Consider the following 26,042-nt stretch of genomic DNA (forward strand, 5'->3'; position numbering starts at 1 on the left):
GCAGCACCGCCCGGCAGTCCACCCACAGCTCGACACGGGAGACGACCCTGAACACCGACCCGACGCAGCAGACCCCCTCCGGCGACCCGATCACCGGCTGGTGGACCGAAGCCGCCATCTACCAGATCTACCCCCGCTCGTTCGCCGACTCGGACGGCGACGGGGTCGGCGACCTGCCGGGCATCACCGCCCGCCTCGACCACCTGGTCGAGCTGGGCGTGGACGCGGTGTGGCTCTCCCCGTTCTACCCGTCGCCGCAGGCCGACGCCGGCTACGACGTGGCCGACTACCGGGACGTCGATCCGCTGTTCGGCACCCTCTCCGACGCGGACAAGCTGATCGCCGAAGCCCGCTCCCGCGGTCTGCGGGTGATCGTCGACCTGGTGCCGAACCACACCTCCTCGGCGCACCGCTGGTTCCGGGCCGCGCTGCCCACCGCACCCGGCAGCCCGGAGCGGGCCCGGTACATCTTCCGCGACGGCCTCGGCCCGGCCGGCGACCAGCCGCCGAACGACTGGCAGAGCGTCTTCGGCGGCCCGGCCTGGACTCGCACGGTCGACCCGGACGGGCAGCCCGGCCAGTGGTACCTACACCTGTTCGACACCGGTCAGCCCGACCTGAACTGGGACAACCCCGAGGTGCACGCGGAGTTCCTGGACGTGCTGCGGTTCTGGCTGGACCGTGGGGTCGACGGCTTCCGCGTCGACGTGGCGCACGGCCTGGTCAAGCAGGCCGACCTGGCCGACTGGCAGGAGCCACAGGAGATCCTCTCCGGCAACGAGGTGGACAAGCCGCGCCCACCGATGTGGGACCAGGAGGGCGTGCACGAGATCTACCGGCAATGGCGGCAGGTCCTGGACAGCTACCCCGGCGAGCGGGTGCTGGTCGCCGAGGCGTGGGTGGAGCCGGCCGAGCGGCTGGCCCGCTACGTCCGCCCCGACGAGATGCACCAGGCGTTCAACTTCGAGTACCTGCTCGCCTCCTGGACCGCACCGGCCCAGTACGCGGTGATCACCCGCTCGCTGGAGGCGACCGACTCGGTCGGCGCGCCGACCACCTGGGTGCTGTCCAACCACGACGTGGTGCGGCACGCCTCCCGGCTCGGCCTGCCGATCGGCGCCGGCCGGCCCAACGGCATCGGGATCGGCGACCCGCAGCCGGACGCCGCTCTCGGCCTGCGCCGGGCCCGGGCGGCCACCCTGCTGATGCTGGCCCTGCCCGGCTCGGCCTACCTCTACCAGGGCGAGGAGCTCGGGCTGCCCGAGCACACCACGATGCCCGACGAGGCCCGGCAGGACCCGACCTGGCTGCGTAGCGGGCACACCCAGCGTGGTCGCGACGGCTGCCGGGTGCCGATCCCGTGGGAGGCCGACGCCCTGTCGTACGGCTTCGGCCCGACCGACGCCAGCTGGCTGCCGCAGCCACCGCTGTTCGCGGAGTACGCCCTGGACCGGCAGCGCGACGTGCCCGGCTCGACGTACGAGCTGTACCGGACCGCACTGCGGCTGCGCCGCGAGCACGAGCTGGGCCGGGGCACGCTGCGCTGGCGGGAGTCCGGCGACACGGTGCTCACCTTCGACAACGGTGGGCTGACCGTGCTGACCAACTTCGGCCCGGCGCCGGTGCCGCTGCCGGCCGGCGCGGAGCTGCTGCACAGCAGCGCCCCGCTGACCGACGACGACGCGGTCGGAACCGACGTGACGGTCTGGTTCCGCGGCTGACGACCGACGAGGCCCCGGGCATGACCGCCCGGGGCCTCGTCACTCCTCCAGGCGTTCGGCGCGGCCATGCAGCAGGTCGTGCACGGCGGTGATGTCCCGCGGCGAGGTGCGCGAGGCCAGCCAGTACATGACCCCGGTGGGTATGAAGAAGAGCTGGAACGCGGCCAGCCCGACGGCGTAGTTCAGCGGCGGCGGAAACGCCGTCCGCAGGGCGTTGAACGCCACCGTGACCAGGCCGTTGCCGGCCGCTCGCCCGACCCCGTTGACCAGGTTGCCGAGGCTGTAGACGGTGCCCCGGTGCTCGGGCGGATTCACGTCGGCGATCAGGGCGAACCAGTTCGGCGAGTTGGCCGACGTGAGCGCCAGCGCGAAGAGCGCGGTCAGCAGGCTGATCCCGACCGTCGGCTCGGTGACCACGCTGGACAGTACCGCCCCGACCACCGCCCCGGTGCTGGCGCCGTCCGGCACGTCGATGCGGAACGGCACGAAGAAGAGCACCAGATAGAACGGCACCGCGGCGAGGACGCCGACCGCCGCGACCAGACCTCGCCCGCGCGGCGTACGCCGCTGGACGGCGTCGCCGACCAGCCCGCCCACGATCGAGAAGACCCCGCCGAGCTGGAAGAGGGTGGCGAAGACGCTGCCCACCACCACGGCGGTCGACGCCGAATAGCCCTGGTCCTCGGCCCGCTGGGTGAAGAGCACCGGCAGCCAGACCAGCGAGCCGAAGGCGGCCTGCGCGGTCAGCCCCTGGAGGATGAGCCAGCGGTTGGTCCGCCGGGCCAGGATCCGGGGCAAATCGGCCCGGCGGATCCGGTAGTCGTAGTCGGCGCCGCCGGCGAGCGCACCGGCCAGCTCCGGCTCGCTCTGCCCGCGCCGGATGTCGTACGTGAACAGGTAGGCCAGCGTGGCGGCCAGGCCGACCACGGTCAGCACCAGGAACGGCCGACGCCAGTCGATGCTGCCGAGCAGGCCGCCGACCAGCGTCCCGGTCAGCGTGCCGACCCCCTGGGAGAGCCCCCAGAAGCTCATCACCAGCCCTCGCCGGCGCGGCGAGATCAGGTCGGTGACCACGGAGAAGCCGACCGAGCCGACCGCGCCCAGGCCGACCGCCGCGATCAGTTGCGCGGCGAGGAAGGCCGAGTAGTTGCCGGCCAGCGCGCTGCCGCCGGTCCCGGCCGCCCAGATCAGCGTGCCGAGCATGAGCAGCGGCTTGCGGTGGCCCCGGTCACCGATGTACGCCCAACCGACCGCGGCCGCCGCGCTGACCAGGAAGCTCACCGCGGTGACCAGCCCGAGCAGCCGTTCCGGCACGGCGAACGCGTCGGCGATCGACCCGTACAGCGGCGGGACCAGCCCGATCGCCACGTTGTCCAGCGAGGCGAGCAGCACGAACACCACCACGCTGTACAGCCGGTGCGCCGGGCCGCCGCCCCGGGCCCGCGCCACCCCACCCCGGGTCAAGGTCATGCCGGCAGCCAACCAGAACCGCACGCCGATGTCCTCACCCGGGTGGCGGTCGGCCGTCGGCCCGCGGCTCGGCGACCGGGTGAGCCGATGGCGGTCAGCCGTCCGCCCGCAGCGCGGCGACCGGCTCGACCCGGGACGCCCGCCAGGCGGGATAGATCCCCGCCAGCAGCCCCACGGCGGCGCCCAGCAGCGCGCCGCCCGGGGTCAGCCACGGCTCCATGACGGGCGTCCACTGCCGCAGGTAGCCGACGCCGACCACGGCGAGGACGCCCAGCGCCGCGCCCAGGAGGCCGCCGAAGAGCCCGACCAACGCCGATTCCAGCATGAACAGCAGAGCGACGGATCCACGGGTGGCGCCCAGACTCCGCCGCAGTCCGATCTCCCCGACCCGCTGCAGCACCGAGACCAGCATGGTGTTGGCGATGCCGACCGCGCCGATGGCCAGGGTGACCGCCGCGAGCGCCAGAAACAGGGCCTGGGTGTCGGCGGCGACCTTCGCCCGGGTGGCAGCCGGCTCCGGCGGGCGCTGCGACACCAGGGCGTCCGGTTGCTGCGGTGCCAGCGCGAGCGGGGCCTGTCCGGCGACCAGCGCCGCCGCCCCGACGTCGGTCTCCACCACCACGGAGAGCGGCGCGGTCAGCCCGAACCGGGTACGGGCCGTGCCGTCGGGCAGGATCACCGCATCGAGCAGGCTGGGTGCGCGTTCCACGGCGTCCAGCACACCGATCACGGTGAACGCGCGGTCCCCGACGAACACAGCGGGCGACTGGCTCACGTCGGCCAGATGCAGCCGGGCCGCCAACCGGCCGCCGAGCACCACGACCGCGTCCCGACGGTCACTGTGCCCCTGGTCGTACCAGCGACCGGCGAGAAGCGACCCGCGTACCGCGTCGAGGAGTTCCGGCGAGGCCGCCACCAGCGGCGGCTGGGTGACGTCGCTGGCGAGCGGGTCCACCACCGCGGTCGCCCGTACGGGTGTGCCCGGCAGGTCCAGCGTGCTCATCGTCGCGGCCGCCACCACCCCGTTCAACCGCTCGACACGCTGCGGGGCGTCCCACGGGATGGCGCTCTGCGCCCGCTCCGGACCACCGTCGTTCGCCGGCACCACGGTCACCGAGGTGGCGGCGAGCTCGTCGAAGTGCGACACGATGCGGGCGCCGGCGGTGGTGGCGAGGCCGAGGGTGGCGACCAGGGCGGCGATGCCCACCACCACGCCCAGCGCGGTGAGCAGCGTGCGGTTCACCCGGGCCCGAATGCCGGCCAGCGCCTCCCCGACCAGGTCACGCATCGGCCGTCACCTCGCGGAGCGTCCCGTCGGTGATCTCGACGCGACGCCGGGCCCGCGCCGCGACCTGCTCATCGTGGGTGACCATGAGCACCGTCTGCCCCTCGTCGTTCAGCCGGACGAAGAGCGACAGCACCTCCTCCGCCGTCGCCGAGTCGAGGTTTCCGGTCGGCTCGTCGGCGAGGAGGAGCTGGGGGTGGATGGAGAGCGCGCGGGCGACGGCCACCCGCTGCCGTTCGCCACCGGACATCGTCGTCGGCATGGCGCCGGCCCGGTCGGCCAGCCCGACGCGGTCCAACGCCTCGGCCGCCCGCGCGACCCGCTGCCGGCGAGGGCAGCCGTGGTAAAGCAGGGCGACCGTGACGTTCTCCAGCGCCGACCGGTGGGCCATCAGGTGGAAGCTCTGAAACACGAAACCGATCCGGGAGGAGCGCAGCTTGGTGCGCGCCCGGTCGGAGAGGCCCGACACGTCCGCTCCGTCGAGCAGGTACGACCCCGACGTCGGCCGGTCGAGCAGGCCGAGGATCTGCAACAGCGTCGACTTGCCGGACCCGGAGCGGCCTGTGATGGCCACCCACTCGCCGGCCCGGACCGTCAGGTCCGTGGGGTGCAGCGCGGTCACCGGCCGGGTGGCGGGAAAGACCCGGCTGACGCCGCGCAGCTCGACCAGGGATGTCACGACCGCTCGCCGACGACGACCAGATCCCCCTCGGCGAGCGCCCCGCCGGTGGCCCGCACCTCGGCGAACCCGCCGGAGGAGAGGCCGACGGTCACCGGCACGTCGCGTCCGCCCGATGCGTCGGACACCCGTACCCGGGCCGCGCCGGAGGCGTCGGTGATCAGGGCGGCCAGCGGCACGGCGAGCACCGCGCCGTCGGTGCTGGAGATGGGGACCCGGATTCGCACGTCCCGGCCGTGCAGTTCGGCCGGAACGGCGCCGACCGGTCTGATCCGCAGCTCGTACTGCCCCTCGGAGGTGTCGCCCGTGCCCGCCTTCTCCGCGACGTGGGACACCTCGCCGGCGAAGGTGGCGACCCCGTCGCCCTCGTCGAGCTGCGCTCGCTGGCCCAGCTTGAGCAGCCCCCGCTCCTCCGCCGAGACGCCGCTGGTCACCTCCAGCGCCGCCGCCGTCAGGCTCATCACCGTGCCGCTCACCTCACGCCCGAGGGCCGTCTCCAGCTTGTCCACCCGGCGGGGCAGCGCCGGAACGAAGGCCACCTCGCCGCGTGGGAGCCGAACCCCGACGGCAGCCTGGAGCCGGCTCAGCGCGGTGCGCGCCTCGGCCTGCCGCCGGACCGCGGCGGTCACCGCCGCCTCCGCGGCGGACACGTCGGCGGAGCCGGTCAGCTCGGCCAGGTCGGCCCGGGCCAACTCCACAGCCACCCGAGCCGCTTCCACGTCCGCCGTGAGCCGGCCGATGGTAGCCTCCGAAGCGCCGTCCGCGATCGCTGCGTCCCGCGCCCGCACCGCGGCCTCGACGTCGGCCTCGGCGCTGCGCACCCGGGCCCGGGCCACGGTGAGCTCCGACGCCGGCGGCCCCTGCTCGGCGTTGCGCAGCGCGGCCCGGGCGGTGTCGAGGGCGCCGTCGGCCGCGGCGATCCGCTCGCGAGCCGCGGCCAGCTGCTGCTCCTGCTCCGCGGACGGCCCGACCGGCTCGTATCCGGCGGCCCGGTAGAGCCGTTGCACCGCGGCCGAGGTCCGGACGTCGTACGTGTCGTCCGGAAGCCCGGTGAAGTGGCCGAGCCGGGCCAGGGCCCGCTCCAACTGGCGGACGTCCGGGCCGGTGCTGCCGGGCGCCAGCGCGCGGTACATCGGGATGGCCCCGTCCATCAGGATCACCGGCCGGCCGGATACCTGGAGGGCCACGTCCCCCTCGTCCAGGCTGCTGCCCGGCTTCGGCACCCGGCCGGTGACCACGAGCTTGCCGAGCCGGCCGTCGCCGAGGTCGGCGTCCACGGTCAGCGCCTGCGGTTCGGCGAACCCGAGCGTGCCACGGACCACGACCGAGGTGGCGATCACCCGGCGCTCCACCGGCACCGTGATAGCGCCCGCCTCAGGCGGTGCGGCGTGCTGGGCGGCCTCCATCGGGGACTGGATGGATCGGCCCGCCCACCAGCCGACCGCCGCCGCCAGCACCGCCACCGCGACGAGTGTCGACAGTGCACCCGGGCGACGCGCGGACGCGGAGCGACGCAACGCCGCCAGCCGGGCCAGCACCCGGCGCCGAGCCGTTCCGGTCACAGCTCACCGGCCAGCGCCTTGTCCAGGTACTCCCGGTAGACCTGCTTGTAGAGGTCGTCGTACGGCCACTGGCAGGGTTCGGTCTGCCGCGCCTCGGCGATCTCCCGCTCCTGCAGCCGCTTGAGTTCGGCGAGTTCCGTGGCGGTGAAGACGCCCGCGAGGCGTAGCGCGGCGCTGTCCCGTCCGGCCTCGTCGGCCTCGGCGACGGCCCGCTCGAAGCCGTCGCGGAACTTCTCGGCCGCCTTCGCCAGCCGCAGCGACCGGGCGTCCCCGCTGTCGAAGCCCTTCTCCTCCAGGCAGGCGCGCCGCACCTCGCCGGCCCGGACGACCCGGGAATCGGCGTCGACCGCGCCGTAGATCCGGTCGCTGCGCGCCGACTGCTCGGGGCTGAGCCGGAGGTTGGCGACGTTCGGCGCCGGCCCGAACCGTCCGTCCGTCTCCTTGTGGCAGCGCTCGAGCCGACCACGCCAGCCGCCGACCTGCTCCGCGGTCATTGCGGCCAGCGCCTTGCGGTTGGGGTCGACCCGCCGGGTGCCGGGCGGCAGGTAGTCGATCAGCGTGGTCAGCCCGTACCCGTACTGCCGCACGAACTGCTCGCGGGTGAGCCCGAGCGCGATCCGGCGGTCGACCGCCCACTGGTCGATGAAGGGCTGGTAGTCGTAGCCCTCCGCCTTCATGCACTCGAGCAGCGCGCTGTTCACCTGGTCCCAGTAGGCGAGCGTCTCGTCCCGGTTATCGTCGCCCCGGTCGAGCGCCTCGGCCATCACCTTCTCCACCGGCTTCGCCGGTGCGGAATCGGCGGCCGGCCCGGAGGAGCAGCCGGCGGCGAAGGCGACCACGAGGGCCGCGCAGACGAGCCTGGACGCTTTCATGCACACCCCGTCAACTCGTTGGTTCCCGGGCCGACCCGCCAGGCGGGCCGGCCCGGAGAATCAGGTCAGTAGGCGCCGTTGAAGTAGTTGGTGCTCAGCGCCCCGGTGGCGGTGAGCTGACCGCGGAAGTCGGCCCAGTCGTTGCCGTTCTGGTCCCAGAAGGTGTAGTTGTAGCCGGCCGAGTCGCAGCTGGTGCCCTGCGTCCCGACGTAGCCGGGGTCGTAGTAGCGGACGGAGAGGCAGGAACCGTCGGTGTAGGTGTCGCTGATCTTGCCGTAGTAGACGCCGTTGCGGTTGCAGGTCTCCGGCGAGCGCAGCTGCTCCACGCCGCGCTTGACGCCGCCGATGTAGACCTGGACCGGCGAGCCGTAGTTGCTCTCGTAGCAGCCGGCCTGGGCCGGCGCGGCGATGGCCTGAACGGCGACGATCCCGCCGGCCGTCAGCGCGAGTGCCGCGACGGACGCCCGCAGTTTGCTTCCCGGTAGACGCTTCACATCGACTCCTCCCGTTGGGTGATCGAACGGTAGTCAGCCGGATCCGCTTTGCGCTGCCCCGTCCGACCGTCCATCATGGTCAGGCGGCGGGGACTGTCGCGCGCAGTCACCTTTCTGGATGCCGACCACCCGATCCCGGCCAACGCTTGGGACGGCGAGCTGCGTCGACGAGTGAGCCCCCGGTGGGGACGACCGGGGGCTCATGACCAACAGTTATCGTTGCAGATCGATAACGAGACGCCTCAGCGGTCGATCACGCGATCCCGGGCCTCCGCGTACCGGTCGCGGATCGCGGGGACGGGCTCGGCGTCGTACTCCTCGGTGCCGGCGGGGCTCCACTCCGGCGCCGCCGCGCCGCCCAGGGCGACCCAGGCGGCCTGGCGGGCCGCCCCGTCGGCGACGTACTCGCCGGGCGGCGGTACCACCACCGGGCAGCCGAAGACCTGCGGCGCGATCCGGCGCACCGCGACCGACCGGGCACCGCCGCCGACCAGGATCACCCGGCGAGCCTCCACCCCCTGTGCGACCACGGCCTCCAGCCCGTCGGCGAGCGCGCAGAGCATGCCCTCCACGGCCGCCCGGGCGAGATGCGCCGGGGTGGACGTCCGCAGGGTCAGCCCGTGCACCGCGCCGCTGGCCATCGGCCGGTTCGGGGTCCGCTCCCCTTCGAGGTAGGGGACCATCACCAGCCCGCCCGCCCCGGCCGGCGCGGAGAGGGCCAGATCGGCCAGCTCGTCCAGACCGACCCGGAGCATCGACGCCGCGGCGTTGAGTACCCGAGCCGCGTTGAGCGTGGCGACCAGCGGCAGGAACCGGCCGGTGGCGTCGGCGAAGCCGGCCACGGTGCCGGTGGGGTCGGCGGACGGGCCCTCGGCGACGCTGAACACCGTCCCGGAGGTGCCGATCGAGATCACCACGTCACCGGGGCCGGCGCCGACGCCGAGCGCGGCGGCGGCGTTGTCGCCGGTGCCCGGGCCGAGCAGTAGGCCACCGGCGGCGGACCCGCCGGGCACACTGTCGGTGGCCAGGGCGCCGGCGTGCAGCTCCCCGGCCGAGTCGGCCGGGCCGAGCACGGTCGGCACCTGGAGACGGCGGCCGAAGGCCCGCTCCAGCAGGTCGAACCGGTACTGCCCGGTGCTCGGCGACCAGTAGCCGGTGCCGCTGGCGTCACCGCGGTCGGTACGCAGCCCCGCCAGGTCGGTCGCCCCGCCCAGCCGCCAGGTGAGCCAGTCGTGCGGCAGGCAGACCGCGGCCACCCGGGCGGCGTTCTCCGGCTCGTGCCGGGCCAGCCAACGCAGCTTGGTGGCGGTGAAGCTGGCCACCGGCACGCTGCCCACCGCCTCGGCCCAGAACCGCCGCCCGGCCTCGCCGCCGCCGACCTCGTCGATCAGGTCGGCGGCGGCGCCGGCGGAGCGGGTGTCGTTCCAGAGCAGGGCGGGTCGGACCACCAGGCCGGCCTCGTCCAGCGCGACCATGCCGTGCTGCTGGCCGCCGACCGAGACGGCCGCCACGTCGGCCAACCCACCGGCGGCGTCGACCGCCGACCGCAGGGCCGTCCACCAGGCGGCCGGATCGACCTCGGTGCCGTCCGGGTGCGGCGCCCGGCCCGCTCGGACCAGGGCCCCGGTCTCCACATCCCGGATCACCACCTTGCTGGACTGGGTGGACGAGTCGACCCCCGCGACGAGCGGCATGGTGGCCCGCCTCAGCGCGCGCCGAGCAGGTGCTCGACGGCGAGCTGGTTGAGCCGGACGAAGCCGAAGCCCCGGGCGGCCACCGCGTCGACGTCGAACTCCTCGAAGGCGGACCGGTCGGCGAGCAGGTCGTCGTACCCCTCGCCCGCGTTCAGCGTCGGGGCGCTCAGCTCGCCGACCTTGCTGACGGCCAGCGCCTCGGCCACCTCGGGGTCGGCGCGGAACGCCGCAGCCCGCTCCTTGAGCAGCAGGTAGGTGCTCATGTTGGCCGCCGCCGACGCCCACACCCCGGCTATGTCCTCGGTGCGGGAGGGCTTGTAGTCGAAGTGCCGGGGCCCGTCGTACGCCGGCCCGCCGTTCGGGCCGCCGTTCTCCAGCAGGTCCACCAGGGCGAACGCGTTCATCAGGTCGCCGTGGCCGAAGACCAGGTCCTGGTCGTACTTGATGCCACGCTGGCCGTTGAGGTCCAGGTGGAACAGCTTGCCCTGCCAGAGCGCCTGGGCGATGCCGTGGGCGTAGTTGAGCCCGGCCATCTGCTCGTGCCCGACCTCGGGGTTGAGACCGACCAGCTCCGGGTGGGCCAGCTGGGAGATGAAGGCGAGCGCGTGCCCGACAGTGGGCAGCAGGATGTCGCCGCGCGGCTCGTTGGGCTTGGGCTCCAGCGCGAAGCGCAGGTCGTAGCCCCGGTCGATGACGTACTGGGTGAGCAGGTCGACCGCCTCGCGGTAGCGGTCCAGCGCGGCACGGACGTCCTTGGCCACGTCGTACTCGGAGCCCTCCCGGCCGCCCCACATCACGAAGGTGCTGGCGCCCAGCTCGGCGGCCAGGTCGACGTTGCGCAGCACCTTGCGCAGCGCGTACCGGCGGACGTCGCGGTCGTTGCTGGTGAAGCCGCCGTCCTTGAAGACCGGGTGGGTGAAGAGGTTGGTGGTGACCATTGGCACCACCAGGCCGGTCTCGTCGAGGGCCTTCCGGAATCGGGCGATGTGCTGGTCGCGGGTGGCGGCGTCGACCCCGAACGGGATCAGGTCGTCGTCGTGGAAGGTGATCCCGTACGCGCCCAGCTCGGCGAGCCGGTGCACCGCCTCGACCGGGTCCAGCTCGGCGCGGGTCGCGTCACCGAACGGATCGCGGGCCTGCCAGCCCACGGTCCAGAGCCCGAACGAGAACTTGTCGGCGGGGGTGGGACGGGGTGCCATAGGGACCTCCGGGGTGGTGTCGTCCACTATTTGTTCAACGATTGAATTATTTGCGTGGCCTATGGCACTGTCAAGGGGTGAGCCTTACCAACGCCCCGGCCGGTGCGGTCCGTCAGGGCAGCCTGCGCGAGCTCAACCTCGCCCTGGTGCTCGGCCGGATCGCCGCCGCCGACCGTCCTCCGTCCCGGGCCGAACTGGCCACGGCAACCGGCCTGACCCGGGCCACCGTCTCCGCGGTGGTCGAGGACCTGCTCTCCGGCCGGCTGGTCAGCGAGGCCGATCCGGCGCCCCGGGCCGGCGCCGGCCGCCCGGCCCGGGGCCTGGTGCTGGCCGACCAGGGGCCGGCCGGGCTCGGCCTGGAGGTCAACGTCGACTACCTGGCGGTCTGCGTGGTGGACCTCGCCGGCCAGGTCCGGCACCGAACCGTGCAGCGGGCCGATCTGCGCCCGGTCGAACCCGCCGACGCCCTGGCCCGACTGGTCGAGCTGGCCGGACGGGCCAGCGCCGACGCTGCCGAGCAGGGCCTCACCCTGGCCGGGGCCGCGCTCGCCGTGCCCGGCCTGGTCGACGACGCCGGGCTGGTCCGGCTCGCGCCGAACCTCGGCTGGCGGGACGTGCCGGTGCCCGCGCTGCTCGCCGGGCACCCGCCGCTGACCGAGCAGGTTGCCGGCGTACCGGCACTCGTGGTGGACAACGAGGCCAACCTCGCCGCGCTCGGCGAGCTGCACTCCCGGCCGCCCGGCCCGGCCAGCTTCCTGCACATCTCCGGCGAGGTCGGCATCGGCGCCGGGATCGTGCTGGACGGGGCACTGTTCCGTGGCGTCCGGGGTTGGAGCGGTGAGATCGGGCACCTCCCGGTCCACCCGGAGGGTCGTCCGTGCCGCTGCGGCGGGCGGGGCTGCCTGGAGCAGTACGCCGGGCAGGAGGCGATCGTGGCCGCCGCCGGGCTGGCCCGGGCGGAGCTTCCCGCGGACACCGCGACGGCACGGCTGGCCGAGCTGGCCGAGGCCGGCGACGCCGACGCGCTGCGGGCGCTGCACGACGCCGGTACCGCGCTCGGTGTCGCGGTGGCCGGCGTGGTCAACCTGCTGGACCTGGACACCGTGGTGCTCGGCGGCGGATACGCCCCACTGGCGCCCTGGCTGTGCCCGCCGGTGCTCGCCGAGATCGCCGGCCGGGTGCTCACCGCCGCCTGGTCGCCGGTCACGGTCCGGCCGGCGACGCTCGGCGCGGAGGCCGCCGTGGTGGGCGCGGCCGGCTCGGTGGTCCGCCAGATCGTCGCGCGGCCCGCCGGCTGGCTGGCCCGCTGCGGCTGAGCCGGGTCGTCCGCTCCGGGTGTCCTCCGGAGGGGCTCGGCACGCCTGCCCCTCAGGCAACGATCCCCAGGCGAGGAGCCAGGCGGTGCCCGCATCGGCGCCGGGGCGGCCCGACCGGCTGGATCAGGCGGTCCGCGCCACCGGGGGCTCGCCGGCTGGCCGTTCCGGGGAGGTGCCCACCGTCCGCTCCGGGCCACCCGAGGCGCCCGGCCACACCGCCCGGGTCGGCCGGTCCGGATCCTCCGACCAGTCCCCCGCCCGCCCGGTCGGCTGGTCCGGGTCGCCCGGCCCGCCCGGCGCCGGCACGCTTCGCTCCTGCTGCCGGCGAGCGGTCTCGTTGAACTCCCGCATCCCACGCAAGAGTGCGTTGCGGCCCGCCGAGGTCATCCCGGCCAGCACGACGGCGAGCTGCGCCTGACGGTCGGCCCGCAGCTCGACGAGGAGCCGGCGGGCCTCCGGGGTGAGGTGCAGGGAGATCTCCCGCCGGTCGAAGCGGCCCGGCTCCCGCTCCAGCATCCCGGCGGCGACCAACCGGTCGCAGAGCCGGCTGGCGGAGCTGAGCAGCATGTCGAGCCGGGTGGCGAGCCGGCGCAGGTTGATCCCGTCGTGTTGCTCCACGACCATCACGGCCCGTAGCTGGGCTCCGGAGACCCGGTTGGTGGTCCCCTCCCGGGCGGAATCCCACACGGTCAGTAGGGCAGCCGCCGCCGCGTCCAAAGCGGCAGCCATACTCGTCTCGGGGTCCGGCGGACCGTGCAGTTCGGCCATGGTGGCCCGAGACTACTCCGAACCCACTGGTGGTCGAGCTTTGATCTAGGGAGTGGTGATGGGCGAACCGGTCAATCGGGCACGACGTACCCTGAACGAGACACCCGCCGATCTGCTCGTCAACGGCGTCGAGGACGTTCTTGCACGCTCGTACCGGATCACCGAAGCCGAGCTGTTCCAGGTCGACTACCGACTCTCGGAGCTGTTGCCACTCACCGAGGGTGACGCCATCACGGGCCCGGGGCACCCCGCCTGGCGCTCCTTCGACCACCAGACGCCGGTGCTCGCCGATGGCACCGCCTGGTTACCGGTCAGCATGCGCGGCGAACGGCGGGGGGTGCTGCGACTGTCGCCGGTCCCGGACGACCCGGCCGTCCTCGGCGACGTGGCCGAGATCGCCACCGCGCTGGCCCACGAACTGAGCGCTGTCTCCGCCGGCACCGACGTCTACCGTGCGGCGCGGCGCAGCCAGCGGCTCACCCTGGCCGCCGAGATGCAGTGGGACCTGCTGCCCGGCCGCAGTCGGATCCGACCCTCATTCAGCCTCGCCGGGCAGCTGGAGCCGGCGTACACGGTGCGCGGCGACAGCTTCGACTGGTCCGACGACGGGCAGAGGCTCTGGCTGTCGACCATCAACGGCACCGGCGAGGGTGTGGCGGCTTCCCTGCTCACCTCGCTGGCCACCCACGCGCTGCGCAACGCCCGCCGGGGCGGGCTGGGCCTGGCCGACCAGGCCGCCCTCGCCGACCAGGCCCTCTACGACATGCACCGGGGTGAGCAGCACCTCTCCGCGCTGCTGATGGAGCTGGACCTGCGCTCCGGGGTGATGACCGTGGTCGACGCCGGCTCGCCTCGGCTGGTCCTGCTCCGCGGCGGGGAGGTCACCGAACAGCCGCTGGAGGCGCAGTTCCCGCTTGGCATGTTCGAGGCGACCGACTACCACGAACAGCGGTTCACGCTGGAGCGCGGCGACCGGGTCTTCGTGGTCAGCGACGGGGTGTTGGAGGCCACCGGGCAGCACGTGCGCTACGGCGAGACGGCGCTGGACCGGTTCCTGCGGCGGACCGGCCCGATGGAGCCGCTGGACGCCGTCCGGTCGCTGCTCGGTGACCTACGCGCGTTCGTGTCCGGCGACCTGGTCGACGACGCGGTGGTGGTCTGCCTGGACTGGACCGGCCCGCAGCCGTAACCGGCCCGGCCCGGTGCGCCGCCGGTGGGGATCGCCGCCGCCGGCGGTCAGTACGCGCCGCGGCTGTTCAGCACCGCGCCGAAGGTCTTCCAGAGGATGGTGAGGTCGGCGGCGAGGGACCAGTTCTCCACGTAGTAGAGATCGAGCCGGATGCCGTCCTCCCAGCTCAGGTCGGACCGGCCACTGACCTGCCACAGACCCGTCATTCCTGGCTTGACCAGCAGCCGCCGGGCCACATCACCGTCGTAGCGGGCCACCTCGGACGGCAGCGGCGGGCGCGGCCCGACCAGGCTCATCTGCCCCAGCAGCACGTTGACCAGCTGCGGCAGCTCGTCCAGCGACCACTTCCGCAGCAGCCGGCCAACCCGGGTGACCCGGGGGTCGTCGCGCATCTTGAACATCAGACCGTCGGTCTCGTTGCGGGCGGCCAACTCACCGAGCAGTACGTCGGCGTTCACCACCATGGTGCGGAACTTGAACACGCCGAACTCCTGCCCGCCCCGGCCGACCCGGACCTGCCGGAAGAGCACCGGGCCCCGGCTGTCCAGCTTGATGGCCAGCGCGATGACCGCGATCAGGGGCAGCAGCGCCGCCAGCGCCATCGATGAGACGGACCGGTCGACAAAGCCCTTCACCAGCTTCCGCGCGCCGCGGAACTCGGGCGCCTCGACGTGGATCAGTGGCAGCCCGGCGACCGGGCGGGTGTGGATCCGCGGGCCGGCCACGTCGGTCAGCGCGGGCGCCACCACCAGGTCGATACCGGTCCCCTCCAACTGCCAGCCGAGTCGGCGCAGCCGGGTGGCGGTCAGCTCACCGGAGGCGGTGACCGCGACGGTGTCCGCGCCGATCGCGGTCGCGGCCTCCGGGATGCCACGGAACGATCCCACCACCGGCACGTCACCCAGCCGCTGGGCCACCGGCGCCAGCAGCGCGTCGGGGATGCACGCGCCGACCACCTGATAGCCCGCGTACGGCTCCCGGCGCAAGGTCTGCACCAGTTCCAGCACGTGCGCGGTGCCGCCGACCACCAGCACTTTCCGGGACCAGCCGGCGCCCCGCGAGCGGGCCCGGTGCAGGCGCTTGCGGGCGGCGAAGCGGACGACCTCCAGCCCGACGGTGCCCACCGCGAAGGACATGCCGAGGAAGCCTCGGGACACCTCGACGTCGGCGATGTACCCGGCGATGGCGATCGCACCGGCCAGCCGCAGGCTGGCCGTGCTGACCCGCCGGTACTCGTCCGCGCCGTAGCCGATCACCCGGTCGTCGTAGCAGCCGAGCGCCTTGAGTGAGACCAGCCAGGCCAGCACCAGCCCCGGGGCCACCAGCACGTACGGGATCTTCGAGCCGCTCGGCTCCTCGTTACCGAAGCGGGAAACGTACCCGATGAGCAGCGCGAGGATGAGGACGGTGGTGTCCAGCACCACCAGGATCCGGATGTAGGACCGTTCGTCGGCGCGCGCCACCAGCCCGGCCGGACGGCCTTCCGGCTTCGCCGACGTGCTGGCGGGGGTCAACAGTGTCGCAGCGGTCACCGGCCCTCCCACTCCGCTCAGGACGGCCCCGGCCGACGGGTCGGACCGGAGGCGGGCCGACATTGTCGGACACGTCGACATCCTGCCCCGACAACTGTGGTGACCGATTACTTCCGACGCATTGCCGTCACTTTTCTTCAGCGTTGAGGGCGAAAAAGGGCCCGCCGTACCGGATTGCGGTACGGCGGGCCCTTTCGTGCTGTGCGTCGACTCAGCGCGGCGCTGGGGGGCGGAGCGCGATGGCGTTGAGGAAGATGGAGCCGATCTCGGTCGGGTCCTTGGTGACGAAGCTGCCGCCACCGGTCACCTTCGTGATCGACTCCAGCTCGGCCTTGCTGACGCCCTCACCGATGCCGATCATGACGACCTGGACCGGCCGCTCCGGGTCGGCGAGCCGCTTCAGCTGGGCGAGCAGCTCGGCCTGGGAGATGCCGTTGTCGTCCTCGTTCTTGCCGTCGGTGAAGAGCACCACCGAGTTGACCCGGCCGGGCTGCCAGTCCGCCTGCACCGTCTTGTAGGCCGCGAGCATCGTGTCGTAGAGGCCGGTGTCGCCGTCGGATGGCTTGATGTTGCCGAGCGCCGCCTCCAGCTGGGCCCGCTGGCCGGAGAGCGGGGCGATGCCGACCAGCTCGCGGTAGTCCCGGTTGCCGACCAGCTTGGTGGAGAAGGTCCACAGACCGATCGACCAGGAGTCGTCGAAGAGGCCGAGGCCGCGGCGGGCCGCGTCCACGGTGACTTCCTCCCGGCTGCGGTTGTTGGCGCTGGGCACCTCGTCCTTCATCGAGCCGGACACGTCGATGACGCAGAGCATCCGACCCGACTGGGTGGCGACCGACCAGGTGGTGACGACGCGCTGGATGGCGGCCGGGTCCAGGCCACCCGCGGCGGTGCCGCCGGTCGCCGGCGCGGTCGACGCGCCGCCGGCCGGGCTCGGTGCACCCTGCGGCGCCTTGAAGCCGGAGCCCCAGTTGCCGTCCGGCGCGCGCAGCGACTGCGCCGCGAGCCGGTTGCGGAAGGTCGGGGTGGTGAGCAGCTCGAACAGCACCCGGGCCGCGGACGCCTTGGACGGCTCCAGGCCGGGCAGCACCGCGTACGGGTAGTCCAGCGGCATCGGCGCCGGCTCCATGTAGAGCGCGGCGAGCTTGACCGGCGGCTCCTTGCTGTTGTACGCGATCACGTCTTCTTCGGACAGGGCCGCCGCGCCGAGACCACTGGCGATGGACGTCGCGTCCTTGGAGGTCGGGAAGCGGGCCAGCAGGTCGTTACGGAGCGAGGAACGGCCGGTGGCCAGCGCACGCAGCGCGCCGACGGTGTTGCGCTGGGCGTCGCCGCCAGCCGCGCTGGCGGCCGTGGTCAGCGAGAGGAGACCGGACAGGCCGGCCGCGTCCCGGGTGGGCTCGACGATCCCGGTGCGCAGCGGCTTGCTGCTGTTGAGCTGCTTGAGCAGATCCGTCCAGGTGAACTTGCCATTGGGCCAGCCGAGCCGGGTGGCCGCCACCGGCTCGGGCATCGCGACCACGATGGGGCTGCGCGCGATGGAGGCGCCGTTGGTCGGAGCGAACGCGGTCGCGTCCTTCTTCAACCGCAGCAGCCACGTCGAGGAGTCCGGCACCCAGACGTCCGGGGTGACGGCGGTGCCACTGGCCTGTCCCACGCCGGCCAGGATGACACCGTGCTTGGCCGCCACCACGGCGGCCACGTCGACCGGGTCGGACGCTGAGACGTCCACCCGGATGCAGGTGCCGCCTACCGCGGCGCCGTCCTTGACCCACTGGGACGCGGCGGCGTCCACCGCTGGCGCGAGCTCGGCCGCGACTGCCACCGAGAGCCGGATCTCGCCCGAACAGTTGGGCTGGATCAGCTCTCGATAGCCGAACCAGACACCGGTCGTGACGACGAGAACCGTCGCCGTCGCGGCGGCGGCGGCTAGATGGAGTTTCGAACGCATGCGATGGCGGCCTGCTGACACGGTGACCATCTTGCGTACAAGATGCCGTCCTTGCCACAACCGTTCGGACTAAAGTTACGCAGGAGAAACAGTTGATCACTGTTTAGCGACTCACAGTGATGATGCGGCCCCGTCGTGTTGCCAAACCCGCGTCGCCCTCGCATCCCGTCCATCGATGCCGCGGCTCACGGCAGCACGCAGGTCGGGCTCGGCACCAGCACGGGCTCCCCGACGGGCGCCGGGACGCCGGTGTCGGCGTCCCGCCGGAAGACCCGCACCATGTCCGCCCGCTCATCGGCGACGTAGAGGTGGTCCCCGACCAGCGCGAAGTGCCGGGGCCACTCGCCACCGGTGTCCACTTCGGCCACCAGCTCGGGCAACTCGCCGGCCAGGGTGAAGACGGCGAGGGTGCCCACCCCGCGGTTGGCGACGTAAAGGAATCGACCATCCGGGGCGACCGCCACCTCCGACGGCTGGACGTGGCCGGTCCGCTCGCTCGCCTCGACCCGACCACGCTGGTGCAGCGCGCCGTCGTCGGTCAGCTCGTACGCGACGACCGAGGCGTCCAGCTCGCCGACGAGATAGCAGCGCCGTCCGTCGGGGTGGCGGGCCAGGTGCCGGGGCCCGGTGCCGGGCGCCGTCCGGATCCGTGGCCTGCGTGGGACCAGCCGCCCGCTCGCGCCGTCCAGGTCGTACCGGTAGACCGAGTCGGTGCCGAGGTCCACCGCGAGCAACGGCCCCCGGCCCGACCCCGGGGAGACCATGTGGGTGTGCGCCCACTCCTGGCGCTCCGGGTCCGGGCCGTGACCCTCGTGCACCACCAGGTCGGTGCGCTCGCCGGGCGAACCCTGCGGGTCGAGCGGGAAGACCGCGACGCTGCCGCCGCCGTAGTTGGCCGCCACCAGGTGGGCGCCGTCGGGCAGCACGGCCAGGTGGCAGGGCTCGGCGCCGCCGGTCGACTGGCTGCCGAGCGGGTCCAGCGCGCCGTCCGGCCCGACCCGCCAGGCGCTGATCTCGCCGTCCGTCAGCTCGTTGACCGCGTAGAGCACCGGCTGGGTGGGATGCCGAACCAGGAAGGAGGGCGACGGGGTGAACGCCACCGTGCCGAGCGGAGTCAGCGCCCCGGTGGCCGGGTCGCGGCGGGCCGCCACGATGCCACTGCCCCGCCCGCCGCTCTGCGCCGTGTAACCCCCGATGTGGACGATCTCGCCCTGACCACTCACGTCCAACCCCTCCGCCGGCATCCTCCGTCGATCCAACCAGAGGCTGCCCGCGATGCCGGCCCGTTAACCGGCTTTCCGGCGGCGGATCGGCATCGTCGACGCCTTCGCCCACGGCATCGGCGCTGCCGGACGCGGGCGGCGCCCCGCTCAGGCGGCCGGCACCGGCTCCCCGCGCTGCCGGGCAACATGCTCGACCAGGGAGATCAACACCAACTTGCCGGACTGCCGGTCCCGGGCGTCGCAGAGCACCATCGGCACGTCCGGGTCCAGGTCGAGCGCCCGGCGTACGGTCTCCAGGTTGAACCGGCGGGAGTCGTCGAAGCAGTTCACGCCGACCACGAACGGGATGCCGCGCTGTTCGAAGTAGTCGATGGAGGGGAAGCAGTCGGCCAGCCGCCGGGTGTCCGCGAGGACCACCGCACCGAGCGCGCCGAAGGCCAGCTCGTCCCAGAGGAACCAGAACCGGTCCTGGCCCGGGGTGCCGAACAGGTAGACCTGAAGGTCCTCGGTGATGGTGATCCGTCCGAAGTCCATCGCCACCGTGGTGGTCGACTTCCCCTCCACCCCGGAGACGTCATCGGTGCCGATCCCGGCACCGGTCAGCACCTCCTCGGTCTGCAACGGCCGGACCTCGCTGAGCGCGCTCACCAGCGTCGTCTTGCCTGCCCCGAAGCCTCCGGCGATGAGGATCTTCAGTGCCAGCGGGATGGTGGTGCCAGATCCCGCATGGTCATAGCGCACGGAGTCCACTGACCACCGCCTTGAGGATGTCGTCGTCGGGAAGGTTGCCGGCGGCCGGCGGTTCGTGCACCGCGACCAGGCCCTGGGCGAGGAGGTCACCGAGCAGCACCCGGACCACCCCGACCGCGAGGTCCAACTCGGCCGCCAACTCGGCCACCGAAACGGGTTGGCGGGCCAGCTCGACCAGCCGCCGGTGCTCCGGAAGCAGCCGCGGGTCGCCCGCCGGATCGAGGTCCGAGCCGGCCAGGACGAACGCGACCAGGTCAAAACCGTCGACGGCGGAGCGTACCCGGCCGCCGGTGAGTGTGTACGGGCGCACTACCGGGCCGGCGTCGCCGTCCAGCCACTCGTGCTGCGGCCCGGGCGGCTCAGCCCGCATCACCGGCACCGGCCGACGATCGGGCTGGCGCGGTGAGGTTCTCCCCCACCCGGATCACCAGCATCGCCATCTCGTACGCGACCAGCCCGATGTCCGCGTCGACATCGCTCACCACGGCCAGGCAGGCGCCCTGCCCGGCGGCGGTGACGAAGAGGTACGCCGACTCCATCTCCACCACGGTCTGCCGGACCGGGCCACCGTCCACGTGCCGGCTCGCGCCCCTGGCCAGGCTGGAGAAGCCGGCGGCGAGCGCGCAGAGGTGCTCGGCGTCGGAGCGCTCCAACTCGGCCGACGAGCCGAGCAGCAGCCCGTCGGCGGAGAGCACCACCGCCTCCCGGGCGGCCGGTACCCGTACAACCAACTCGTCGAGCAGCCAGTCGAGGCCGGCGCTCTGCTTCGTCGAATGCCGCACTAGGCGTCCCTCTCACTCGCGGTCAGGGGTTCGGGGGCCGCCGCCGGTCCGGGCGAGGCGGCGGGCGAGGGCCCAGGGTCGGCGGCCGGCCCGGTACGGGGGTCCGCGCCGACCGGGCTGGCCGGAGTCACCGGCGCGGCCGAACTCACCGGAGCCGCCGCATCCGCCGGAGCGGCCGGGCTGACCGGAGCTGCCGGGGTCGCCGGAGCTGCCGGGCTCGCCGGGGTGGCCGGGGTGATGACGGTGGCGCGGCCCCGGGCGGTGCCGGCCTGGAGGGCTGACATCACCCGGCGTACCTCCTCCGGCGATCGGGGCGTCGCGGTGTCGGCGACGGTCGACCGGGGCCGGGTGGTGGGGGTACGCCGCCGCACCCGGCGAGGCAGCCCGTCCAGCTCGTCCACCGACTCGTCAGCGGGTGGCACCCGGTCGGCGACACCGTCACCTGGCCCATCGACCGCGGCCGGCGCGGTGACCGGCGACCCGTGATCGCCCAGCTCGGTGGCGTCCGACCCGATCGCGGGAGGCACGGCCGGAGCCGGGCTGCCCGGAGCCGGGGTGCCGGTGGCTGGAGCGGACGGGGCACCGGCGGCGGGCGCCGCGGTGGTCGGTCGACTGCGGCCCATCCGGGGCCGGGGCACGGCGCCCCGACGGCTGGTCCGGGTCAGCCGCCGGTCCGGGCCGGCCGGCGCGGCACCCGGTGCGGCAGGGTCGGGGCCGGCCGGAGGCTCGGCGGTGACCAGGTCGGTGGGAATCAGCGCCACGGCGGTCACCCCGCCCTCCCCGGACGGGCGTAGCCGCACCCGCACGCCGTGCCGAGCGGCCAGCCGCGCCACCACGAACAGGCCGAGCCGGGCGCTCTGCGCCGGGTCGAACTCGGGCGAGCTGGCCAGCCGGGTGTTGGCGGTCTCCAACGCGGCGGCGGACATCCCCAGCCCACGGTCGGTGATCTCCAGGGCGTAGCCGTTGGCCACCTGCTCCCCGGTCACGGTGACCCGGGTGTCCGGCGGGGAGAAGGCGGTGGCGTTCTCGATCAGCTCGGCGAGCAGGTGGATGACGTCGCCGACGGCCCGGCCCAGCACACCGGCCGGCTGTACAGAGGTGATGTCCACCCGGTCGTACGCCTCGACCTCGGAGATCGCGCCGCGGACCAGGTCGACCATCGCGACCGGGTTGCGCCAGCCCCGGCCCGGCGCGGAGCCGGCGAGGATCACCAGGTCCTCGGCGTGCCGGCGAAGCCGGGTGGCGAGGTGGTCCACCTGGAACAGCTCGGCCAGCTCGTCCGGGTCCTCGGCGCGTCGCTCCATCCGGTCCAGCAGGTGCAACTGCCGGTGCACCAGGCTCTGGCTGCGCCGGGCGATGTTGAGGAAGACCTCGTTGAGCCCACGGCGCAGGGTGACCTCGTCCACCGCGGCCTGGACCGCGGTGCGCTGCACCTCGGTGAAGGCTCGACCGACCTCGCCGATCTCGTCGTGGCCGTACTCCAGTGGTGGTGCCTCCCGGGCGACGTCGACCTGCTCGCCTCGGCGCAGCCGGGTCACCACGTCCGGGAGCCGGTGCTCGGCCAACTCCAGGGCGGCGGTGCGGACCCCGCTGAGCCGTTGGACCAGCGTGCGGCCGACCCGCACCGCCACCAGCACCGAGACCACCACGGCGACGAGCCCGAGCACCCCGGCGGCGGCCAGGCGGATCAGGATCCGGACCGCCATCGGCACCGAGCGGTCGGTGAGCCCGTCGGCCTCGGCCAGCTCGAAGTCACGCAACTGCTGCTGCACCGCGTCGTGGCTGGCCTGCCAGCTCGCCGCGTCCACCTGTGGCCGGCCGGACCGGTCGGCCACGACCAGCGCGTCCTGCATGGTGCGCAGCTGGGTGAACGCCTCGCTCTCGGTCAACCGCTGGTACGCGGCCCGGCCGGCCTCGGGCAGGTCGGCCACCGCGCTCTCGGTGAGCCACCGCTGGTTGCCGATGGCCTGCACGAGCTGGGTGTGCTCCCCCTCGGCGTACCGGCCGGCGGTCAGCGCGCCGGCCAACAGGGCGTCGGTCTGGCCGAGCAGCTCGCGGGAGCGGCCCAGCGCGGTGAGCGCCAACGCCTGCCGGTTGAGGTCGGGGTCGGCCAGGGTCGCCATGCCGGCGAACGCCTGGAAGGCCGAGGAGATCATGCCGCTGTAGAGGCCGATCGCGCCGGCCCGGTCCACCTTCCGGTCGTCGATGAAGCCCCGGCCGGCCGGCAGCGCTGCCAGGGCGGTGACCAGCTGGTCGACCCGGGTGTCGAGCAGGTCGTTGGCGGCGTCGCGCAGCTCCTCCCCGTCGACCCGGCGGCGCAGCTCGGTGACCGCCCGATCGGTGCGCTGCCGTTGCTCGGTCAGCGCGGGCAGCTCGGTGGTGCCGGCGAGTTGGACCACCGAGAGCCGGCGTTCCCGTTGCAGCTCGGTGACCACGACTTCACCGGGGCGACCCAGGTCGTACAGCAGGGTCCGGGCGGAGAGCAGGTTCAGGGCGGGACCGAAGGTCAGCGTGGTCGCGAAGATCCATAACGCCAGTAGCGCGGTGACCGGCGCGACGACCAGCGCGGTCAACTTCGAACGGATCGGCCAGTCGCGGGTTCTCATCAGACCTCGCCCGTACAGGGGTGGCAGGAGGGGCGCCGGCACCGCCGGGCAACGCGCCGGCCGGCTGCGCCCGGCCAGGACGCCGGGCACCGGCGCGGGCGCCTTGGGCAGGATACGTAATCGCGGGCCGTTGCACTACCGCCTGTCGCGCCGAGATCGACGCTCCGGAATGCACCCCGAGCGGTACGACGAGCGCCCCGCCGGCGGACCGGCGGGGCGCTCGTGGTGGTGCGGGTACGGGTCAGGCGTTGGCGGAGATGCCAAGTCCTTCGGCGACCCGACGGCCGTAGTTCTCGTCGCACTGGCTGAAGTGCCAGACCATCTTCTCCTGGATGTGCTTGTCGCACTGAGCCAGCAGCGTGGTCAGGTTGAGGATCAGGTCGTCGCGCTCCCAGTCCGCCATCTCGCGGAAGCGGCGGCCCGCCTGGGAGTAGTTGTTCTGCCGCTCGATCGGGGCCTTCATGACCTGCCCGGAGACGAACGGCCGGTACTCCCGGTAGGACTCGTCGGCCTCCTGGAGGCCGGCGACCGAGGACGGCTCGAAGTTGATGTGCGGGTTACCGCCCCGGTTGTCCACCCCGTACGACATCTGGCCGCCACCCTGGTTGGTGCTGACCTGGACGTCCTCGCGCGGCCGGTTCACCGGCAGCTGGAGGTAGTTCGGGCCGACCCGGTAGCGCTGGGTGTCCGAGTAGGAGAAGGTCCGGCCGACCAGCATCTTGTCGTCGGAGAAGTCGATGCCGTCGACCAGCACGCCGGTGCCGAAGGCGATCTGCTCGTTCTCGTTGTGGTGGTCGGTGATGTTGCGGTTGAGCGTCATCATGCCGACCGGCAGGTAGGGGAACTGCTCCTCCGGCCAGATCTTGGTGTCGTCGAGCGGGTCGAAGTCCAGCTCCGGGTGCTCGTCGTCGCTCATCACCTGCACGTTGAGCTCCCACTGCGGGTACTCACCGCTCTCGATGGCCTCGTAGAGGTCCTTGGAGGCGTGGCCCAGCTCGGTGGCCTGGATCGCGTCCGCCTCGGCCTGGGTCAGGTTGTGCTCGCCCTGCTGGGTGATCCAGTGGAACTTGACCAGCACGCCCTCGCCCTGGGCGTTGACGAGACGGTAGGTGTTCACCCCGGAGCCGCGCATGGTGCGGTAGTTCTTTGGGATTCCGTACGGGGAGAAGAGCCAGGTCAGCATGTGCATCGACTCCGGCGTGTTCGACATGAAGTCGAAGATCCGGTTCGGCTCCTGGCGGAAGGTCACCGGGTCCGGCTTCAGCGAGTGGATCACGTCGGGGAACTTGATCGCGTCGCGGATGAAGAAGACCTGGAGGTTGTTGCCCACCACGTCCCAGTTGCCGTCCTCGGTGCGGAACTTGACCGCGAAGCCGCGCGGGTCGCGGGCGGCCTCGGAGGAGTCCCGGCCGCCGATGACGGTGGAGAACCGGATGGTGACCGGGGTCTTCCTACCCTTGGTCTGGAACAGCTTGGCGCGGGTGTACTTCGCCGCCGGCTCGTCACCGATCGTCCCGTACGCCTCGAAATCGCCGTGCGCGACGAAACCGCGCGCGTGCACGACCCGCTCCGGGATCCGCTCCCGGTCGAAGTGGCTGATCTTCTCCAGGAAGTGGTAGTTCTCCAGCGTCGCGGGGCCGCGCGAGCCGACCGTCCGCTGCTGCTGGTTGTTGTTGACAGGGTGACCCTGCCGGGTGGTGAGGATCGGCTTGTTGGCCTGGTCGCTCATCGCTCTCCTCCAGGTGGCTGGTGCGGCGCTTCTGATCGGTGCTGGGACTGACAGTCGGGGCAGCGGCCCCAGTAGGTGACCTCGGTGTAGTCGACCTCGAACGCGGCGGCTCCCGGGTCCAGGCAGGGCCCGGGGGCGGCGCTCCGGCCGGTGTCGACGATCGCCCCACATTCCCGGCAGACGAGGTGGTCGTGGTCGTCCCCGCCCACCTCGTACCGGGCCGGTCCGCCGGCCGGGGTGAACCGGCGCAGCAGACCCGCGTCGGTCAGTGCGTGCAGGACGTCGTAGACCGCCTGGCCGGAGACCCGGTCGAGGCGGACCCGGGTCCGCCGGGTGATCGTGTCGGCATCCAGGTGTGGCCGCTCACGCACCGTCGCGAGCACCGCGAGGCGAGGCTGCGTGACCCGCAGCCCAGCGGCCCGCAGGCGTTCGACGTCGGTTCCGAGCGGCATCACCCCACCCAAGCTCGTTTTCTGGAATGAGTCAAGTTTTAGTCGGGTGCGGCACTGTGTGCCTCGTCATCGCCGGGAGGAATCCCGACATCGGACGCGGGCCGGCAAGGAAAGTGCCCCGGATGGGGATTGGCGATCAGTACGCGGAGGGAATACCGGGTAACGAAGGAGGAGCCCATGTCGCCCACGCAGATAATCGTCATCGTGCTCGTCGTGCTGGTGATCGCGGCACTGGCCGTGGCCGCCCGGTCGCTCATCCGGCGCCGCGAGCTGCGCAGCCGGTTCGGGCCGGAGTACGACCGGGTGGTTGCCGAGCAGGACAGCCGGTCTGCCGCGGAGCGCGAACTGCGCGACCGGGAACGCCGGCACGCCGAACTCGCGCTCACCCCGCTCAGCCCGGAGTCCCGGGCCCGCTACGCCGCCGCCTGGGAGGAGCTCCAGGTCCGCTTCATCGACTCGCCGAGCGAGACCGTGGGTGACGCGGATGAACTGGTCACCCGGCTCATCGAGGAGCAGGGCTACCCGACCCGGGACTTCTCCGACCAGACCGCCCACCTCTCCGTCGACCACGCCCGCACGCTGGCCAACTACCGGGACGCGCACGAGATCCACCTGCGCAACTCCCGGGGCGAGGCCAGCACCGAGGAGCTGCGCCAGGCGGTCGTGCACTACCGGGCACTCTTCGCCGACCTGCTCGGCGAGGAGCCGGTCGGCCACCATCCGCCCGAGCAGCGCCATCCGGACACCCCGCACGACGCCACGAGCCGCTGA

At 73.0% G+C, this 26,042-nt stretch carries 22 protein-coding genes; 4 read left to right on the plus strand and 18 right to left on the minus strand.

The genetic code is table 11. The features are described from left to right. Positions 1–47 precede the first annotated feature (47 nt). Complete coding sequence (locus OG470_RS00725) at positions 48–1,721, plus strand: glycoside hydrolase family 13 protein (protein WP_328426057.1); 1,674 nt, start codon at positions 48–50, stop codon at positions 1,719–1,721. 39 nt (positions 1,722–1,760) lie between these two features. On the opposite strand, the gene OG470_RS00730 is transcribed toward OG470_RS00725, so the two are convergent. From OG470_RS00730 to xylA, 8 genes are all read right to left on the minus strand, one after another. Then, entirely contained in the window at positions 1,761–3,191 is a 1,431-nt protein-coding gene (locus OG470_RS00730) for an MFS transporter (RefSeq protein WP_328419715.1), read from the minus strand. Between the two features lie 94 nt (positions 3,192–3,285). Then, the gene (locus OG470_RS00735) at positions 3,286–4,479 is read right to left on the minus strand and encodes an ABC transporter permease (RefSeq protein WP_328419717.1); all 1,194 of its coding nucleotides are present in this window, start codon (positions 4,477–4,479) and stop codon (positions 3,286–3,288) included. Next, the gene (locus OG470_RS00740; protein WP_328419719.1) at positions 4,472–5,155 is read right to left on the minus strand and encodes an ABC transporter ATP-binding protein; all 684 of its coding nucleotides are present in this window, start codon (positions 5,153–5,155) and stop codon (positions 4,472–4,474) included. Before OG470_RS00740 ends, OG470_RS00735 begins: the two co-directional genes overlap by 8 nt. After that, positions 5,152–6,717, minus strand: coding sequence for a peptidoglycan-binding protein (locus OG470_RS00745; protein ID WP_328419721.1), 1,566 nt, complete (start codon positions 6,715–6,717; stop codon positions 5,152–5,154). The genes OG470_RS00740 and OG470_RS00745 overlap by 4 nt, the downstream gene beginning before the upstream one ends. Then, positions 6,714–7,589 carry a hypothetical protein gene (locus OG470_RS00750; protein ID WP_328419723.1) on the minus strand — a complete coding sequence of 292 codons (876 nt, stop codon included), beginning with the start codon at positions 7,587–7,589 and terminating at the stop codon, positions 6,714–6,716. Before OG470_RS00750 ends, OG470_RS00745 begins: the two co-directional genes overlap by 4 nt. A 65-nt stretch (positions 7,590–7,654) precedes the next feature. Then, positions 7,655–8,083 carry a hypothetical protein gene (locus OG470_RS00755; protein ID WP_328419725.1) on the minus strand — a complete coding sequence of 143 codons (429 nt, stop codon included), beginning with the start codon at positions 8,081–8,083 and terminating at the stop codon, positions 7,655–7,657. 242 nt (positions 8,084–8,325) lie between these two features. Continuing rightward, a complete protein-coding gene (gene xylB, locus OG470_RS00760) occupies positions 8,326–9,777 on the minus strand; it encodes a xylulokinase (RefSeq protein WP_328419727.1) in 1,452 nt (483 codons plus the stop codon). A gap of 11 nt (positions 9,778–9,788) precedes the next feature. Next, positions 9,789–10,976 carry a xylose isomerase gene (gene xylA, locus OG470_RS00765; protein ID WP_328419729.1) on the minus strand — a complete coding sequence of 396 codons (1,188 nt, stop codon included), beginning with the start codon at positions 10,974–10,976 and terminating at the stop codon, positions 9,789–9,791. 77 nt (positions 10,977–11,053) lie between these two features. On the opposite strand from xylA, the gene OG470_RS00770 reads away from it, so the two are divergent. Further along, on the plus strand, positions 11,054–12,292 hold the full coding sequence (locus OG470_RS00770; protein WP_328419731.1) for an ROK family transcriptional regulator: 1,239 nt from the start codon (positions 11,054–11,056) through the stop codon (positions 12,290–12,292). Positions 12,293–12,415: 123 nt separating this feature from the next. Here OG470_RS00770 and OG470_RS00775 read toward each other — a convergent pair whose 3' ends face one another. Further along, positions 12,416–13,060 (minus strand): MarR family winged helix-turn-helix transcriptional regulator, encoded by a 645-nt coding sequence (locus OG470_RS00775; RefSeq protein WP_328419733.1) that lies wholly within the window; start codon positions 13,058–13,060, stop codon positions 12,416–12,418. Positions 13,061–13,118: 58 nt separating this feature from the next. Here OG470_RS00775 and OG470_RS00780 point away from each other — a divergent pair, with 58 nt between their 5' ends. Beyond that, positions 13,119–14,249, plus strand: coding sequence for a PP2C family protein-serine/threonine phosphatase (locus OG470_RS00780; protein WP_328419735.1), 1,131 nt, complete (start codon positions 13,119–13,121; stop codon positions 14,247–14,249). A 47-nt stretch (positions 14,250–14,296) separates the two neighbouring features. Here the strand turns inward: OG470_RS00780 and OG470_RS00785 are convergent, their stop codons facing one another. From OG470_RS00785 to OG470_RS00825, 9 genes are all read right to left on the minus strand, one after another. After that, positions 14,297–15,781, minus strand: a complete 1,485-nt coding sequence (locus OG470_RS00785; protein ID WP_328419737.1) for a sugar transferase — start codon at positions 15,779–15,781, stop codon at positions 14,297–14,299. 211 nt (positions 15,782–15,992) lie between these two features. Next, positions 15,993–17,750 (minus strand): substrate-binding domain-containing protein, encoded by a 1,758-nt coding sequence (locus tag OG470_RS00790; protein WP_328419739.1) that lies wholly within the window; start codon positions 17,748–17,750, stop codon positions 15,993–15,995. 164 nt (positions 17,751–17,914) lie between these two features. Continuing rightward, positions 17,915–18,952: a lactonase family protein gene (locus tag OG470_RS00795; RefSeq protein ID WP_328419741.1), complete on the minus strand. Its 1,038-nt coding sequence runs from the start codon at positions 18,950–18,952 to the stop codon at positions 17,915–17,917. A gap of 147 nt (positions 18,953–19,099) precedes the next feature. Beyond that, a complete protein-coding gene (locus OG470_RS00800) occupies positions 19,100–19,702 on the minus strand; it encodes a GTP-binding protein (protein ID WP_328419743.1) in 603 nt (200 codons plus the stop codon). Further along, on the minus strand, positions 19,683–20,072 hold the full coding sequence (locus tag OG470_RS00805) for a DUF742 domain-containing protein (protein ID WP_328419745.1): 390 nt from the start codon (positions 20,070–20,072) through the stop codon (positions 19,683–19,685). Before OG470_RS00805 ends, OG470_RS00800 begins: the two co-directional genes overlap by 20 nt. Next, entirely contained in the window at positions 20,062–20,484 is a 423-nt protein-coding gene (locus tag OG470_RS00810) for a roadblock/LC7 domain-containing protein (protein WP_328419747.1), read from the minus strand. Before OG470_RS00810 ends, OG470_RS00805 begins: the two co-directional genes overlap by 11 nt. Beyond that, positions 20,484–23,090, minus strand: a complete 2,607-nt coding sequence (locus OG470_RS00815; RefSeq protein ID WP_328419749.1) for a sensor histidine kinase — start codon at positions 23,088–23,090, stop codon at positions 20,484–20,486. The genes OG470_RS00810 and OG470_RS00815 overlap by 1 nt, the downstream gene beginning before the upstream one ends. Before the next feature lie 241 nt (positions 23,091–23,331). Beyond that, positions 23,332–24,819 carry a catalase gene (locus tag OG470_RS00820; RefSeq protein WP_328419751.1) on the minus strand — a complete coding sequence of 496 codons (1,488 nt, stop codon included), beginning with the start codon at positions 24,817–24,819 and terminating at the stop codon, positions 23,332–23,334. After that, positions 24,816–25,271, minus strand: a complete 456-nt coding sequence (locus tag OG470_RS00825; protein WP_328419753.1) for a Fur family transcriptional regulator — start codon at positions 25,269–25,271, stop codon at positions 24,816–24,818. Before OG470_RS00825 ends, OG470_RS00820 begins: the two co-directional genes overlap by 4 nt. 177 nt (positions 25,272–25,448) lie before the next feature. Between OG470_RS00825 and OG470_RS00830 the strand changes: the two genes are divergently transcribed. Further along, positions 25,449–26,042 carry a hypothetical protein gene (locus OG470_RS00830; RefSeq protein ID WP_328419755.1) on the plus strand — a complete coding sequence of 198 codons (594 nt, stop codon included), beginning with the start codon at positions 25,449–25,451 and terminating at the stop codon, positions 26,040–26,042.

The organism is Micromonospora sp. NBC_00389 (assembly GCF_036059255.1).
Taxonomy (GTDB): Bacteria; Actinomycetota; Actinomycetes; order Mycobacteriales; family Micromonosporaceae; genus Micromonospora.